Annotated in this window: 7 protein-coding genes; all 7 read left to right on the forward strand. The window is 44.3% G+C overall.

All coding sequences use genetic code 11. The features are described from left to right. Positions 1-80 precede the first annotated feature (80 nt). The 7 genes from EJO50_RS04405 (at position 81) to fliD (ending at position 17,046) form a co-directional block, all read left to right on the forward strand. Positions 81-2,417: a glycosyltransferase family protein gene (locus tag EJO50_RS04405; protein ID WP_125971834.1), complete on the forward strand. Its 2,337-nt coding sequence runs from the start codon at positions 81-83 to the stop codon at positions 2,415-2,417. 12 nt (positions 2,418-2,429) lie between these two features. Then, positions 2,430-3,422: an NAD-dependent epimerase/dehydratase family protein gene (locus EJO50_RS04410; RefSeq protein WP_125971836.1), complete on the forward strand. Its 993-nt coding sequence runs from the start codon at positions 2,430-2,432 to the stop codon at positions 3,420-3,422. Between the two features lie 4 nt (positions 3,423-3,426). Continuing rightward, positions 3,427-4,515 (forward strand): DegT/DnrJ/EryC1/StrS family aminotransferase, encoded by a 1,089-nt coding sequence (locus EJO50_RS04415; protein ID WP_125971838.1) that lies wholly within the window; start codon positions 3,427-3,429, stop codon positions 4,513-4,515. 64 nt (positions 4,516-4,579) lie between these two features. Continuing rightward, positions 4,580-12,352, forward strand: coding sequence for an FkbM family methyltransferase (locus tag EJO50_RS04420; protein ID WP_125971840.1), 7,773 nt, complete (start codon positions 4,580-4,582; stop codon positions 12,350-12,352). Positions 12,353-12,485: 133 nt separating this feature from the next. Then, entirely contained in the window at positions 12,486-14,117 is a 1,632-nt protein-coding gene (locus tag EJO50_RS04425) for a flagellin N-terminal helical domain-containing protein (protein WP_125971841.1), read from the forward strand. Between the two features lie 74 nt (positions 14,118-14,191). Further along, the gene (locus tag EJO50_RS04430) at positions 14,192-14,575 is read left to right on the forward strand and encodes a flagellar protein FlaG (protein WP_125971844.1); all 384 of its coding nucleotides are present in this window, start codon (positions 14,192-14,194) and stop codon (positions 14,573-14,575) included. A gap of 44 nt (positions 14,576-14,619) precedes the next feature. Beyond that, complete coding sequence (gene fliD / locus EJO50_RS04435) at positions 14,620-17,046, forward strand: flagellar filament capping protein FliD (protein ID WP_125971846.1); 2,427 nt, start codon at positions 14,620-14,622, stop codon at positions 17,044-17,046. Positions 17,047-17,093 lie beyond the last annotated feature (47 nt).

A 17,093-nucleotide genomic window follows, 5' to 3' on the forward strand; every position in this document is an offset into this window, starting at 1 on the left:
ATTAAAGCGGAGCAAGATACCTAAGGGGCTTGCTATGGTCGTTTTTGCGCAATATGGTATGCAGTAGGCAAGGGGGGGGTATGACATACGAAAAACCTTGGATGTCTGAAGAGGAAATTGCGGTTATATCAGGGCGTTTGCATAAAAATGATGTGATGCTGGAGTGGGGCTCGGGAGGCTCTACAAACTACTTTCCTCAGTTTGTAAGGCAGTACTATTCAATTGAGCATGATGGGGCGTGGTTTGATCAGATTAAGCCGAATATTGCTAATAATGTAAATTATAATTTTGTTCCCGTTGATTTCCCATTAACACCTGTGACAAAAAAATATCAAGTGAGTACTTATATTGATTTTGTTGAGCATTTTAAAGTTAAAAAATTTGATAAGGTATTAATTGATGGCCGGGGTAGAGGGTGGTGTGCAGAAAAGATCATTCCCTATTTGAAAGAAGAAAGCATTGTTTTTATTCATGATTATTGGGATCGTCCTAATTATCATATTGTAGAAAAATGGTATGACGTTGTTGATGCTGTAAAAACAGGCCAGGGTATTGTTGCATTAAAAATTAAAAAAGAATTTTTTGTAGCAGAGCCTGCTTTAAACCAGATAGAGCAAGGTATGTCCGAGTTTTCATGTATATTTATAAATACTTACTACCCTCGTTTTGTAGAAGCATTCTATCAGGGCCACCCTTATCTGGCTACGGCCTCTTATGCCGATCAACTTGCCGCTTTGCAAGCAAGCCGATTTGGTGATGCAGATTTCTACTCATCGCATTTAAATGCAATGGGCTGGCAAACCTATGATCTGATTGTTAATGTAGGGCCTTTGCAAGCGGCTTGGGCTAAAGAGCATGGGGCAACACAAAGCGCTTATAAGTTGATAGAAAAACAGCTGGAAGTACTTAAACCTGATGTGGTGTATTTACAGGATTTAAGTCTGGCAACCCCCGAGTTAATTAGCTGGGCTCGTCGCTATGCACGCTTAATTGTTGGCCAGATTGCATCTCCCGTACCTAATGTTGATGTAAAAGCATTTGATCTATTGCTGAGTTCTTTCCCGCATTTTGTTGATGATTTCCGTCGGCAGAATATCACCGCCTATTATCAGCATCTGGCATTTGATGAGCGTGTTTTAGAGGATGTGGCGGGGCTGCCTCGGGATATCCCTGTGAGCTTTGTTGGTGGGCTTTCTCTCTCCCATGGTAAGGGGCTGGCGTTTTTAGAGACGCTGGCAGGCCTTACTCAGATGGATTTCTGGGGCTATGGTGCAGACTTGCTTGCTTCAGATTCTGCTATTCAAGCACGCCACCATGGTGAGGTGTGGGGGATAGAAATGTTTGAAAAGCTTGCTCGCTCTCAGATCACGCTGAATCGGCATATAGATGTTGCAGGGCACTTTGCAAATAATATGCGGCTATTTGAAGCAACAGGCTGCGGTGCATTACTTATTACCGATTATAAAGATAATTTGTCCGAGCTATTTGAAATTGGCAAAGAAATTGTTGTTTATCGATCTGCAGCAGAGTGTGCAGCATTGATTGAGTATTATCTTTCACGGCCAGATGAGGCGAGAAAGATTGCTAATGCAGGGCAGGTAAGGACTTTACGTGACTATAGCTATAGAGTGAATGCAAAAGAAACGTCTGCAATATTAAAACGTCATTTACATTATCAGGTTGCCGCGCAAACTTTGCCCGCTGTTTCCTTGAGTAAAGTTTCTTATGGAAAAGAGGAAATTGCAGAAAGGCAGATTAAAAAGAAGCACTTAACGGCATGGAAATCTGAGGCTATACCCGCCCGTCAACGTGCTTTGGTCCAGCAGGAGCTGAGCAGGATGTTTGCGGGAGATATTCCATTACCCTTTAGTGTAATGAGTTTTGCCCTGCAATCTATTTTGACTGCTGGCCAGTCTGTTTTAGAAATTGGTTGCGCTAGTGGTTATTATGCAGAAATCATCCCCTATCTTTTAAAAAAGAAAATTGTATATACGGGTGTTGATTATTCTGAAGCATTAATCAATATGGCTCGAGATTATTACCCTCAAGGTGATTTTCAAGTTGCTGATGGCAAGAATTTGCCGTTTGATCATGATTGTTTTGATGTGGTTATTTCATCTTGTATTTTATTGCATGTTACGAATGCTTTAGAGCATATTCAAGAAACGATTCGAGTAGCAAAACGCTATATTGTTGTGCATCGAACCCCTGTATGCCGTAGTAGAGCAACGCAATATTATAAAAAATTTGCATATGCTGAGGAGACTGTTGAGCTTCGATATAATGAAGCAGAGCTACTTGGGAAGTTTTATTCTCAAGGGTGTCGTTTTGTTCGTTTTATCGAGTTTGCAGCTAATGCAGGCGCTGATGAGTTTGAAGTGACCTATATTCTGGAAAAAATAGTTGGCCTCGCTTAAAAAGGGCGCATCATGGACGAGCAATTATTCTTGGGGAAGAAAGTTCTCATTACTGGGGGTATGGGGTTTATTGGCTCAAACCTCGCTATACGTCTGGTAGGGTTGGGGGCAGAAGTCTCTTTGGTAGATAGTCTGATCCCTGAATATGGCGGGAATGTCTGGAATATTGAGTCAATTAAAAAACAGGTCAGAGTTAATATTTCTGATGTTCGTGACCCTTATTCCATGAAATATCTTATTCAGGGGCAGGATTATTTGTTTAATCTTGCGGGGCAAACGAGCCATATTGATTCGATGCATAATCCATTTGTTGATCTGGATATTAATGCACAGTCGCAATTATCTATTCTTGAGTCATGCCGCCATCATAACCCAGATGTTAAAGTGGTTTTTGCCAGCACACGGCAGCTTTATGGGGCTCCACAATACCTGCCTGTGGATGAGAAACATCCGTTAAATCCTGTTGATGTGAATGGGATTAATAAAATGGCAGGGGAGGGATATCACCTGCTTTATAATCAGGTCTATGGTATTCGCTCTGTTGTACTGCGTTTAACAAATACATATGGACCAAGAATGCGTGTAAAAGACGCAAGGCAAACCTTCTTGGGTATATGGATTAAAAAAATAATTTGTGGTGAGCCTTTTCAAATTTTTGGCGATGGCTTGCAGTTGCGTGACTTTAATTATGTTGATGATGTTGTGGAAGCGATGCTGATCTCCGCATTATCTGAAGAGGCAAATGGCCAAGTATTTAATCTTGGAGATCACCGACCTCTGAATCTAAATGCTTTAGCTGATTGCCTATGTCATTTGGATGATTTGGCTCGGTTTGAATTAGTCCCGTTTCCTGCCGAGCGTAAAGCAATTGATATTGGTGACTACTATGCAAATTATAATTTAATTAAAGATAAATTAGGCTGGGTCCCCTTCCATTCCTTAGATAGTGGCTTAGCAGAAACATTAAGTTTTTATCGGGAATTTGGTGCTCACTATTGGAGCTGATGAAATGATCTCTGTCGCAAATCCCCAGGCTCAGGTTGTTGCTTTGCGTGATGAAATTAATACGGCCATTGCTGCTGTGCTTGATAGCGGTATTTACATTCTTGGCCCTAAAGTGCAGCAGTTTGAAAAAGAGTTTGCTGCTTTTATTGGCGCACCCTTTGCGGTTGGTGTGGCTAATGGGACAGATGCTGTGCGCCTCGCTTTAATGGCGCTTGGCATTGTGGTAGGGGATGAGGTCATTACCGTATCACATTCTGCAGTTGCAACCGTGAGCGCTATTACCGAGACAGGTGCTTGCCCTGTAATGGTGGATATTAGTCCTTCTCATTATTGTATTGATGTCGCTGCGATTGAAGCGGCAATTACCCCTAAAACTCGAGCCATTGTGCCTGTTCATATTTATGGGCAGCCTGCTGATATGCTTGCAATTATGGCACTTGCTGAGCGATATGATTTAAAAGTGGTTGAAGACTGTGCTCAGGCGCATGGTGCAGCAATTGGGTTGCAAAAGGTGGGTACATTTGGCCATGCAGCGGCTTTTAGTTTTTATCCGACTAAAAATCTAGGCGCACTTGGCGATGGGGGCGCTGTGGTTTGTAAGGATGCGGCGGTTTTTGATCGTCTGCAATGCTTAAGGCAGTATGGCTGGAAAACACGTTATATCAGTGATTCACATGGCGTTAATTCTCGTTTGGATGAGTTGCAGGCTGCTGTGTTAAGCGTGAAATTAAAATATCTTGAGTCTGGAAATGGATTAAGAAGGGCGATTGCTGGGCGGTATTCAGAAGCGCTACAGCATAGCGGCATCATCGTGCCGAAAATAAGAGAAGGCGCGACACATGCCATGCATCTATATGTGGTGCAATCTGAAGCACGTACCGAGTTGGCATCGCATTTAGCAAGCTATGGGGTTGCAACGGCTCTCCATTATCCTGCGGCTATTCATCAGCAGGCAGCATATGGGCAAAAGGCAGCCTTGTCGCATACAGAGTATTTATATCAGCGTCTTTTGAGCTTGCCGATGTATCCGGAGCTAGGTGATGCAGAGATTGATCAGGTTTGCCTTGGGTTAAAGGCTTGGAATAAAGAGTAGGGTCATTGTTTGACAAGGGTTTGTCTTAAATGGCTGTTTTCTTATAAAAAACGCTGGAGCGTTTATGAAACGATTTTACTGCACCTATTTTGATAAAAACTATCTGGTGAAAGCCGTTGCCATGATGACATCCCTGCAACGGCATAGTCAGACTGAGGTGCAGATTTTTGCTGTTTGCCATGATGAAATTTCTAGGGTGCTGCTGGATACGCTTCAGTTACCAGGCGTGGTTACGGTGCCTATGCATGAGATCGAGCAAGGTGACGAGGCTTTGCTTGCGGCAAAGCATAGTCGCCAGCTAGTTGAGTATTACTGGACTTGTACACCTACTATTATTTTACGTTTGCTAGAGCGTAATCCAAGTATTCCTGCACTGACTTACCTCGATGCAGATCTCTATTTTTATTCGGACCCAGAGCTTATTTTTGCGGAAATGGGCGAAGCCTCGGTTTTAATTCATGAGCATCGTTTTTCTCCTGAGCTTGAGTATTTACAGCCTCAGGCGGGTCGGTTCAATGTGGGTTTGCTGTCATTTAGCCAGCATGATGAGGCATTGAGTGTTTTAAAGTGGTGGCGTGCTCGCTGTAATGAGTGGTGCTTTATGCACTTTGAAGCAGGAAAAATGGGCGATCAGCTTTATTTAGATCAATGGCCGCATCTCTTTCCTTTTGTTCGAATTCTGAAGCATATTGGGGCAGGTGTTGCGCCTTGGAATCATCAGCAGTATGTTTTTGATAGCCCGTCTTCAGGCGTGATTGTGGATGAATTGCCGCTGATTTTTTATCATTTCCATGCTTTTTCCCGCTTAGATCAAGGGTTTTACGCCGCAGTAAAGCATCCGCATTACCCTGTTAATCAGAATGTATTGCAGCATGTTTTCGTGCCCTATATGGAGGCGATTGAGGCTGCCTTATTACGAGTTCGCTCACTGAGCCCCGCATTTAATTTTGGTGTAAATGAAAAAGAAAATACCCGGCTTGAATGCGTGTTAGTCAATCAGGCTCCTGCTGCTTGGGGTGGATTGGATTGGCAAGTGCTACGCGGTGAATGGCAGGTGGCTTGGCCTCAGATTAAGTTGGCGTCTCCTGTTTCTAATGAGCAGGCTTTTTGCTTGGCGCCAGGAGAGCGCTTACTCGATTATATCGTCCGCCCAGATATGGCCAGTTTAATTAAGCAGGTGTATTTCGTTGGCTGCCATTATTTTGAAGAGCGCGAGTGGTTTTTTAGCTCCTTCCCCTGCTTAGAGAAAATATACCTGTTCGAGCCTTTACCTCAGGTTTATGCCACGCTAATGCAAAATTTTGCCAGTGATCCGCGGGTACGGATTTTTCCTTTTGCAATTAGTGATAAAGATGGTACTGCCACTTTTAATGTTACAAATAATTTGCAATCTAGCTCTTTGCTTGATTTGAAATTACATAAAGATATTTTCCCTTATGTAGAAAAAGCCAATGAAGTGGAGGTTGTGGTTCGTAGCCTTGATAGTGTGATTCGTGAGTTTGATTTGCCTCCACCCGATTTACTGTATATCGACGTGCAAGGCGTAGAGTATCAGGCATTGCAAGGCGCACTAGAGTTGGCATTGCCCCATGCCGCACTGGTGTATACCGAAGCAAGTACGATAGAAATGTACGCGGGGGCTCATACCCTGACCGAGGTAGATGAGCTATTGTCTGGCCTGCATTTTAAATTGCTGGGTTTCCAAGACATGCTGGGTACAAGGGTGCATGGCGATGCCTTGTTTATTAACCAGATTTTATTGCAAAAATATGCCCATCCTGCCGTTGTAAAAGCACATAAAGCCAATCTTTTGGCTCAGGACTTACTGATTAAAGGTGATTTTTTAGTTGCAGAGATAGCATTAAAAGAGGCCTTGGGTGAGGGGGTGATGCTTGCGGTTACTCAGGAAAATCTGGGCAAATTATCCTTGGCTTTGGGGGATCAGCAGCAGGCTGTAGCATGCTTTGCCAAGGCGCAATCGATTTCCCCCCATGATCGGAGCCTAATTATTCAATGGGCACGCTGGGGGGGTGGGCAGGCATTAGATGCTTGCCAAGTATTTGTAAATCAGCATCCCGGTGATACTGCTTTTGTTGATTTGGCCTCTTTTTATCTTAATCAAAAGAAAAACACCCCAAGTTCTGTGGCAGCTCAAGCTGTAGAGTCTTTAGAGTGCGCGATTGATTTACCGCTCTTTTGGCAGGGGGCTGAGTGGAATAAACGCTTGCAGCGCGTCTTTGTGCTGGGGGCCATTACGCGTGGCGAGTTTTCCGCTTTACGGGCGACTTTTGCAGCAAATACTCATTTTGATTTGTTTGTGGCCGATTCCGCTCAGTTTGATGCTCTACGTATTCATTTTGTCAGTGAAGCAAGTTTGTCCTTGCACCATAGTGCTGATGATTTGAATCTCTTGACCGAGCGTTTTCCCGCGCCTGAGTTTATTTACTTCTCTAGTGCCGTTGACGCAGCGGTTGCTTTACTTGGCTTTGATCCAGCGCGCTTACAGGAAGTCAGCCTTGTGGCCATTGCCGACCCTGCGCCTTCAATGAGTGAGGGTGTAAAAGTTATGGCTGACTATTTACACACTCAGCAATTTGATTGGCAGCTTAGTTTGGCAGGGCAAGAGCACTTAAATCTGGCCCTATTTATTAATCAGCGAGTGCTGGCGGTACAGGCTTTGCAGCGTGCCAAGGCGCGCTTATTGAATATAGATGCTGAAGTGGCTCTGTTGCAGGGGCAGAAAAAACAAGCACGTGATTTGCTGGATGAAGCATTAGAGCTTGATCCAGCATATGCGCGCACTTATGCAAACTGGGGCCGTTATTGTGAATTAATCGATCAGCAAGAAGCTGCTTTAGAGAGTTTTGTTTATGCTTTTGGTTTAGATGAAACAGACCGAACCCATGCTTTATATCTGAGCCAAAGCCTAGCGCGTCTTGGATATGCAGATGAAGCTCAAGGGGTGCTTAATACATTTATCCAGCATTTCCCTTGCGATGATCTTGTGCCACGGGTGGTGAAAAAAACGGCGATTAAGCCACGCATTTCGGTCTTGGTTTCGACTTATAAGTCTGCGGCCTTTATTGCCGAATGTTTGGATGATTTGCTGGCGCAAACGGTTGCAGATCAGATTGAAATTATTGTAATTGATGCAAATTCACCAGAAAACGAAGGTGAAATTGTCGCAGCTTATCAAGCAAAGCATAAAAATATTCGCTATGTCCGTACGCCAGAGCGGATTGGAATTTACCCTGCATGGAATCTTGCAATAGAGATGGCAGAGGGAGAATTTCTGATTTCTGCGAGCACAAATGATCGCCTAAGGGCCGATTCTTGCGAAAGATTAATGCAAGAGCTAGATGCTGATGCTCAACTTGCGCTGGTTTATGGGGATTCTTACTTAACAAATATTGCGCATCAGCAATTTGGTACGGCGATTATTCAGGCTGGGCAGTACTGGCCCCCCTATTCATTTGAACTACATTTGCATAATTGCATGGTGGGGTGTCACCCCATGTGGCGGAAACGCATGCATGATGAATTTGGCTTGTTTGATGAAAGTTATATTGCTATCGGCGATCAGGATATGTGGTTGCGTATGGCGGAGAAATACCCTCTAAAGCATATTGAATTTGTGACAGGCTTATTTTGGTCGTCTGATGAATCGCTATCAGGCAATAAAGAGGTTGCTATTCCAGAAGTAATTAGGGTGCAGCAGCTTTATCAGCAGCGCCATGCCTATCGTTTGCGATTAAAACAAGGGGCTTTAAATCAGGCCGATCTTGATTTTTATAGCCAGCGTTTGAATGAGGCTAGACGCACGCTTAGCGTTCATTTACTTATTCTGGATGAAAAAGGTGATTTAGCTGCGGTTGCTCGCAGCATAAACTCAATCACTAAGCAGTATTATCAGGGGGATTTAAGCTTAACAATTGTTTCTATTCTTCCTTCTGTTTCCAATGATGGGGTCAATGCAATTCGCCATCAGCAATATACGGCCCATCCGTGGGCTGAAATTAATAAATTAGTTAATAACACGGAAAGTGATTGTTTTGGCGTGCTGCGCGCAGGGGATGAATTAGCTATTCACGCCCTATTACTGATGTTGGATGCTTTTGTTTCGGATGAAAAGCTGAAGCTGGTTTATTCCAATGAAGATGTGTTGGAAAAATCAGGCCTGCATAGTGCGCCGCGTATCTATGACCATGCTCATGTGCTGAGTACGTTGCAGCAAGGGTTTGCTTCATTTGCTTTATTGAATCGCCAGTATTTCTTATTGCTGCAAGGATTTAAACAAGAAGGTGAGAGTGCTGCTTTGCATGATTATGCGCAGCATGTATTGGCTCATGGTCAGGGGCATGTTTTCTCTCATTTACCTGATTTTTTATATCATGTGCATTATTTAAATCATATGGCTGTAGATCAATTGGTAGGAGAAGAGGTTTCTCTAGTTGCTCTACAAGCTGATCTTCCTCGTGCTTTATTGCTGGTTTATATTGGGTGCTCGGAACGATGGTCAGCGCTTTCTGCACGGTTTTCGCGGATTTCTTTGCCATTTGATTTGCATATCATCACAACAGAATCGATTGCTGCTGAGCTTTCTCAACGTATACAGAAGGAATTTCCTGGTGCTTATTGCCATATATATGGCAATCATGAACAGGATATGGTGCCGTTTTTAGATGTAGTTAAAAAGCTAGATCTGAATCGATACGAGTACATCGGTAAATTGCATGCGAACCAAGTGGCGAGTGCCGAAGAAAAAGAGCAACAGGGGGCGATCTGGGATTCTTTATTGCCTATTGTGGAAACAGGGGCTTCTTTCTTTGAATGGCTGGCTGCAAATCCAAATTTTGGTGTTGTTGCAGCAGAAAATAATCTGCTACGAGCATACTTTGATGGCTCTGGTGGAGAGCAGGCTAGCTCCGCTTCTAAAATAGCTGCGTGCTTAGGATTTGAGCTTTCTGAGCTAGCCTATGAATACCCTATGAGTGGAATGTTCTGGTGCCGCAGCCTTGTTTTTAAGGGTTTGTATCGTTTGGCGGGTGGGCGTTTTGCTGCTGATTTATATCAGTCGCAATTGGCTCCCTTATTGCCTCTGCTTGCCTTTGAAAGGGGTTTGATGACGGTAGCGGTGGGGCATCAGGGGCCAGCGCATAATCCTCGGGCAATCAATTTTGAATATATGCAGTGGCTATCGCAGCAGCAATTTACACGGGCACAGGCGGGTTTAATTGATCAGCATTTGGCTCAGCGCGGTGAGCCTAGTATTTGTGTTTATATTATTGATCGCACAGGTGATTTAGGCGCGGTTGTTAAAACAATTCAGAGTATTACAGATCAGTTGTACCGCAATATTAAAATTGCCATTGTTTCACCGCTCTCGCAAAAAGATAGTGGCGGTATTCGCTGGATTAGGGCATCACAAGATCATTACAGGCTGGCTTTACAGGATGCAGAGGCTCATCATTTCGATTGGCAAGGTCTGCTTGAAGCGGGTGATTTATTGTCCGAAAACGGCTTGTTGCTTGCTGTTCAGCAAATTGTGGAAAATAGTCACTGGCAATTGGTTTATTTCGATGATGATTTTTTAAATAAATTATCAGAACCGAGCGATCCTCGTTTTAAACCCGATTTTAATGTGGATTTGGCTCGCAGTATTCCTTATTGCGATGGTTTTATTTTATTTCAGCCGAGTATTTTGCCGAGTCTGAATCTGTCTTTGTTTGAATTTTCTGAACAGATTGATTTGATATTTAATACTTTTGACGCTTTTGGCAGTAAGGCGATTGGTCATATTACCGAAGTAGCTTGCCATTTGCAGCTGACTTGGGGGCGTGCGCTAGATAATGCTCAAAGGCAATTGGCCTTTGCTCAGGTGGTTGAGTCTCATCTATTGCGTAGGCAACAGTTAGCAGGCATTGAGGCTGGGAATATTATCGGTAGTCTGCGGCTGACGTATCAGCACGAAACGCAACCTTTAGTGAGTATTATTATTCCAACTAAAGATCAGTTGCCGATGTTGCAGCGCTGTATTGAGACCTTGCTAGAGAAAACTACGTATACCCATTATGAAATTATTATTGTTGATAATCAGAGTGTAAGTGCGGAGGCAAAAAATTATCTTGCGGAGCTTAGCGTTCTTGATAAAGAAAAAATCCGGGTGCTTTCCTACCCAGAGGCATTTAATTTCTCAGCAATCAATAATATGGCGGTGCAGGCTGCGCGTGGTGAGTATTTAGTACTACTTAATAATGATACGGCTATTTTGCAGGGCGATTGGCTGAGTGCATTGCTGCATCATGCTCAGCGCTCAGATGTGGGGATTGTCGGGGCGAAATTACTATTTCCTAATGGCACTTTGCAGCACGCCGGCGTGCTTTTGGGGTTATGTGGTCCTGCCGGGCATCCTGCTATTGGCGCATCCCTCGCTGGATCGGGGTATATGCACCGTTTGCAGCTAGATCAAAACTATTCTGCGGTTACTGCTGCATGCCTGATGATTAGAAAGTCAGTTTATCAGCAGGTTAATGGCATGGACGAGACCGAGTTTAAGGTTTCTTATAATGATATTGATCTTTGCCTGAAAGTTAGATCTTTGGGCCTGCTTATTGTCTGGACTCCTTACTCGGTGGTGATGCATGAAGCCAATGTGAGTATTTCTCGGATAGATGTTGATCAGGTTGCAATGAAAGAAAAACGTTTGGAAGTTGAGAAAGAGGCGATGTATCGCAAGTGGTTGTCAGAGATTGGCAATGACCCAGCATATAATAAAAACTTAACCTTGAGTGGTAATGGTTTTGAGCTGGAGCATCGCACATTATTTTCTTGGCAGCCTTTAACTTGGAAGCCTTTACCTGTGGTGCTTTGCCATCCGGCTGACCGGACGGGGTGTGGCCAATATCGTATTTTGCAGCCCTTTGCTGCCTTGCTTGAGTCACAGCTGCTTGAGGGGGCTGTAGCATTCGAGTTATTTCCTGCGTTTGAACTGGCTAAATTAGCACCTGATGTGATGGTTTATCAACGCCAAATTTCGGAATCACAGCTGGCATTTTTGCGATTATCCAAGCTCTATTCACCATCATTTAAGGTGTATGAGCTGGATGATTATTTGCCAAATATTCCTTTGAAAAGTGCACATCGCGCGAACATGCCGAAAGACGTCGTGAAGTCTTTGCGCAAGGCGCTTACCTTTGTTGACCGTTTTGTGGTGTCGACAGATGAGCTGGCGAATGCTTACCAAGGTATGCATTCACTGATGCATGTGGTGAATAATTATTTGCCTGTACCTATCTGGGGGGATCTGCATTCCGAACGTAATCAGGGTAAAAAGCCGCGCGTAGGCTGGGCTGGCGGGGCGAGCCACACCGGTGACCTAGAGCTGCTGGAGGGGGTGGTCAAGGCTCTGGCTGATGAGGTGGAGTGGGTGTTTTTTGGGATGTGCCCAGATAAGCTGCGCCCCTTTGTGCATGAGTTTCATTCGGGCGTACCAATCGGGCTTTACTCGGCAAAATTAGCCAGCCTGAATTTGGATCTGGCTCTGGCACCTTTAGAGCAAAATATCTTTAATCAATGTAAAAGTAATTTGCGGTTGCTGGAGTACGGCGCTTGTGGTTTTCCTGTTGTTTGCACGGATATTGCGCCATACCGTAATAATTTGCCGGTTACCCGGGTGAGAAATAAGCATAAAGATTGGGTTGATGCGATACGTGAGCATTTATCTGACCCCGATGCTAATGCACAAAGTGGTGATGCATTAAAAGAGGCGGTACTAAAAGACTGGATGCTGCAAGGCATTAATCTGGATAAATGGCGGGCAGCATGGCTACCTGCTTAGGTCTTTGGCTCAGGAAAAAAAGATTACAAATAGTCCTTAAGTTTGTCGGTGGCTTTCCGATAAAGCATACAAGGGCTTACTTATATGCCTGAAACATTAAGCATCGATTCCAGGACAAGCAAGGGGTAGCATCATGTCTCAAGTCATTAACACCAACGTACCATCACTCAATGCGCAGCGTAATTTAAATACCTCGCAAATGAGCTTAACCAACTCTCTGCAACGCTTGTCCTCGGGTTTGCGCATTAATAGTGCCAAGGATGATGCGGCAGGTCTGGCGATTTCCGAGCGTTTTACTTCCCAGATCAAAGGGATGGATCAAGCCAAGCGTAATGCCAATGATGGCGTGTCGCTTGCGCAAACGGGTGAAGGCGCTTTAGGTCAGATGGGTGATATTTTACAGCGTGTACGTGAATTGGCCGTTCAATCTGCCAATGCCACCAACACATCAAATGACCGTCTGGCGATCAACTCCGAAGTGACGCAGCTTGTATCGGAGCTGGACCGTTTTGCAACATCGACCGAGTTTAACGGTCAGAAATTGTTTGATGGTAGCTTTACCGCTGCAACTTACCAGGTTGGTGCCAATACCAATCAGACTATCACGGCCAATACTGCCAATCTGCGTACCAATCAATATGGTACTTATCAGATGGGGGTGGGTAACGGCACGGGTAGTTTAGCGACAACTAATTCTGTTTCAGGCTCTACCACCGTGACAGCAGGAGCCACCGGTACTGTGAACGTGAACGGTGCGGCGGTGACTTCATCAGGCACTTTCAGTATTAATGGAACAAATATTTCTGTTTCCGGTACGGATATGGCAAAAGATATTGCCAATAAGATTAATGCTGCAGGTACGGGTGTTACTGCCACAGCGCGGACAGAAGTGAATCTGGGCCTGGCTTCAGGTACCTACAGCTTAACTGCGGCATCGAAGAGCAGTACATTTGAATCCGTATCATTTAACGTGAATGATTTGGACAATAATGGCAAAATTGAAGCGGATGAATACTCGCAGGCAATCCAGGCCTTTAATGCCAAGTCTTCCAAAACAGGTATTTCTGCTGAGCTGGCGACTTTCCAGGACTCCACTCAAACTACGCAATACGCATTGAAACTCACGGCCGCAGATGGCTCTAATATTGCTCTAAGTAATGACCCGAGTAATGTCAGCGGTTTTGGTGGTGGTGTAACCAAATGGGATATGGATACAGTCAACTCAAGTGGCGCGATCCAGTTTATGTCTAGCGGCCAGGCGGGTGCGATTTCTACATCGGCAGCGGGTTCGGGTGTGGTTACTTTTGGTGGTCAGATCGTTCTGAACTCCACAAATTCCTACTCAGTTACAACGAGTGGCGCGGGTTTTGCTTCTGGTGTACTTGCGGTGGGTGGCTCTTCTACAACGACAACACTCACTAGTGGTGCGGCGTATGCCTCCTCACTGAAAACCGTTGAAAAACTCGATATTTCAACCGTTGAAGGCTCCAACCAGGCTCTACGCGTTGTCGATGACGCTTTGTCGACAGTAAATGATCAACGTGCTAAGTTTGGTGCACTACAGAGCCGCTTCACTGCTACGATTAATAACCTGGCCACAACGTCAGAAAACATGAGTGCAGCGCGTAGCCGGATCAGAGATGCAGACTTCGCAAGCGAAACAGCTGCTCTGACCAGGGCTCAGGTCTTGCAACAAGCGGGTACAGCAATGTTAGGCCAGGCCAATGCATTGCCAAATCAAGTATTAAGCTTGCTTCGCGGATAAGATCTAGTTTGACATGAAGTGTCAAAGCCCTGACAAACTTGTGTTGTCAGGGCGTTTCTACAGGAAGGTGTATCATGGATATTCAATCTACATCGTCGCTTGTACCGCCTGTTGCGACAAAAAGTGTTAATGAGCGCTTTCATGATGCGCCCCCGAGCGATCTGGCCAAGATTGCGAGTGCGGAGCCTGTGAAGGTTAGTCCTGATGCTGTGCAGGCATTGAAGCCTGTTGCAGATAGCAAAGATGTTAAGCAGGCCGTTGAGAAGTTAAATCAGGCGGTACAGGGGTTTTCGAATTCTTTGCAGTTTTCTGTTGAGGAAGAGACGAAACTGCCTATTGTGAAACTGATTGATACCAAAACAAAAGAAGTGATTCGGCAATTTCCAAGTGAAGAAGCGATTTCAATTGCGAAAGCAATCGATCGTTTTCAGGGATTATTGATTAAAGATCGCGCGTAATTATGCCGATACGTTGAATAGATAGATTAATTAGTGAGGGTATCATGGCTTCTATTGCTTCTTTAGGCTCGGGTTCAGGAATGGACCTTAATGGCCTGATTGAAAAGCTGATGACGGCTGAAAAAGCACCATTGCAAAATTTGCTGCTTAAAGAAGCTTCGTATCAAGCCAAGATATCTGCTTATGGATCGGTTAAAAGTGCGTTGGCTGCTTTTCAGACCTCCTTGAAAGGCTTGTCCAGTGTGCAAACCTTTAGAAGCACTACTGCCTCACTTGCTGACGCTTCCATTGCAACCGTGAATTCAAACAGCCTTGCCCAGCCGGGATCTTACAGCCTTGAGGTTTCTCAATTAGCCCAGAATCAGAAACTGACGTCCAATGCTTTTAGCAGCATTAATACTGGTTTGGGTACGGGGACACTGACTTTACAGTTTGGCACGGTAGATGGACATGGCACTGATGCAACGGGAGATGACACCTTTAGTGTTAATGCTAAAAAAGCGGCTTTTTCAATTGATATCACGGATAAAAACAATAGTTTAGCCGGTGTTCGTGATGCAATTAATTCAGCAAATAAAGGCGTCAGTGCCAGTATTTTGAATGATGGCACAGGTAGCCGTTTAGTATTAACAAGTAAAGATTCGGGTGCTGAAAATTCAATTAAATTAACAGTTACAGATTCAGACGGAAATAGTACAGATACGGCAGGATTATCCGTTTTGGCCTATGATCCTGCCGGGGCACGTAATTTAATTGAAACGCAGTCTGCAAAAGATGCAAAGTTTAAAATTGACGGAATTAACGTCAGTAAACCCACCAATTCGGTATCGGATGCAATTCAGGGTTTAACTATAAATCTCACTAAAGTGTCGCCCCCAACCAGTACTGGGGCTACTACTTTAGCGCCAACAACTATTACAATTGGTGCGGATTTATCAGGTCTTAAAGATTCTATTAAAGGTTTTATTAAAGCTTATAACGAGTTAAATAAAACGCTTAAGGATGTATCCAGTTATACACCGGGCAATGCCACAACTTCTGCAAAAGCAGCACCATTAAATGGTGATTCAGCTATTCGTGCAATACAGAACCAAATGCGCTCTGTTGTGAATGAAATGCAGGGCGAAGGGAGTTATTTTAAATCGTTAAGTGATATTGGTGTGTCATTCTCGGGTTATCAAACAGATGCGAAAGGCACTATTGTTGGGGGCGCAACGCCCAAGGGTGATTTGTCGCTTAATGAAGCTAAATTACAAGCTGCTATTTCCAATCACCCTGGTGATGTAGCCAATTTGTTTACTGTAAATGGGGTGGCCAGTAGTAATCAAATTACTTTTTTATCGGGGTCTTTGGCAACGCGATCAGGTAAATATGCCATCGAGATTACAAAGCCTGCAACGCAGGCTAAATATAGTGGCTCTACACTGCCTTTTTTTAAAATTGATACAAGTAATGCTACCAAAAATATTACTTTAGGTGGGGTAAGTGCGAGCCTGACGCTGGATCATAACGATTACACTACGGAGAGCCTGGCGACTCAGATTAAGTTAAAAATTGAAGCAGATTCCACTTTATTTACATCAGGTAGTGATACGGTGAAAGTGGAATACAATAAGCTGAATAAGAATTTTGATATTAGTCGTGAAAGAGTGGCTGCGGGCACGCCGCCAACAACACAAAAAGATTCAATGGCTTTAACTATTGGGTCTGCTCCTAAGCCAATTACCATTGATGATAATAACAAGACACTTATGGTTTCTGTTGATGGCGTAAATAGCCAGTCGATTACCCTGTCAAAAGGCAGTTACGCTACGATGGCTGATTTGGCTGCAGAAATGCAATCTAAAATTAATAGCGATGACTCTTTAGTTCGGGGAGGAAAGACCGTCGGAGTTGCATTTAATGAGGCAACAAGTCAATTCGATCTGTCTTCAGGCCTTTATGGCAGCGCTTCAAAAATTAAAATTACCGGAGTCGGTGATGCTGCAACGAGCACAGCGGCAGCTACTTTAGGGCTTGTTGTTGGGGGGTACTCTGATACACCCGGCCCAACTGTTGGATATACCTATGCCGCAGGTGTTGATGTAGAAGGGCTGGTTGGTGGTGAAAAAGCGAAAGGCACAGGGCAGTCTTTAACGGGTACTGGGGCGAGTGAAGGGTTGAGTCTTATTGTAACTGCGAGTACAGCAGGGGATTATGGCTCGGTGTCATTTAATCGTGGCGTTGCTTTTGCTCTGGATAAGTTGTTGGATGGAATGGTCAGGGATCGTACCGGCCTGGTTGCCAAGCAAACAGATGGCGTAAATGCAAGCATTGCTCAGCTTGGGGCAAAGCGCGTACGTATGAATCGTCAGTATGATGCAACCGAAGCCATGTATCGCAAGCAATTTACTGCTATGGATATTGCTATTGCCACCATGCGAAATACGAGTAACAACTTAACGTCTCAGCTTGCTAATCTGCCAAAATAAATTGAATTAATTGCGGTGTTTATTGAAATATTTTAGAGAGTCATTCC

The organism is Iodobacter ciconiae (assembly GCF_003952345.1).
GTDB lineage: Bacteria > Pseudomonadota > Gammaproteobacteria > Burkholderiales > Chitinibacteraceae > Iodobacter > Iodobacter ciconiae.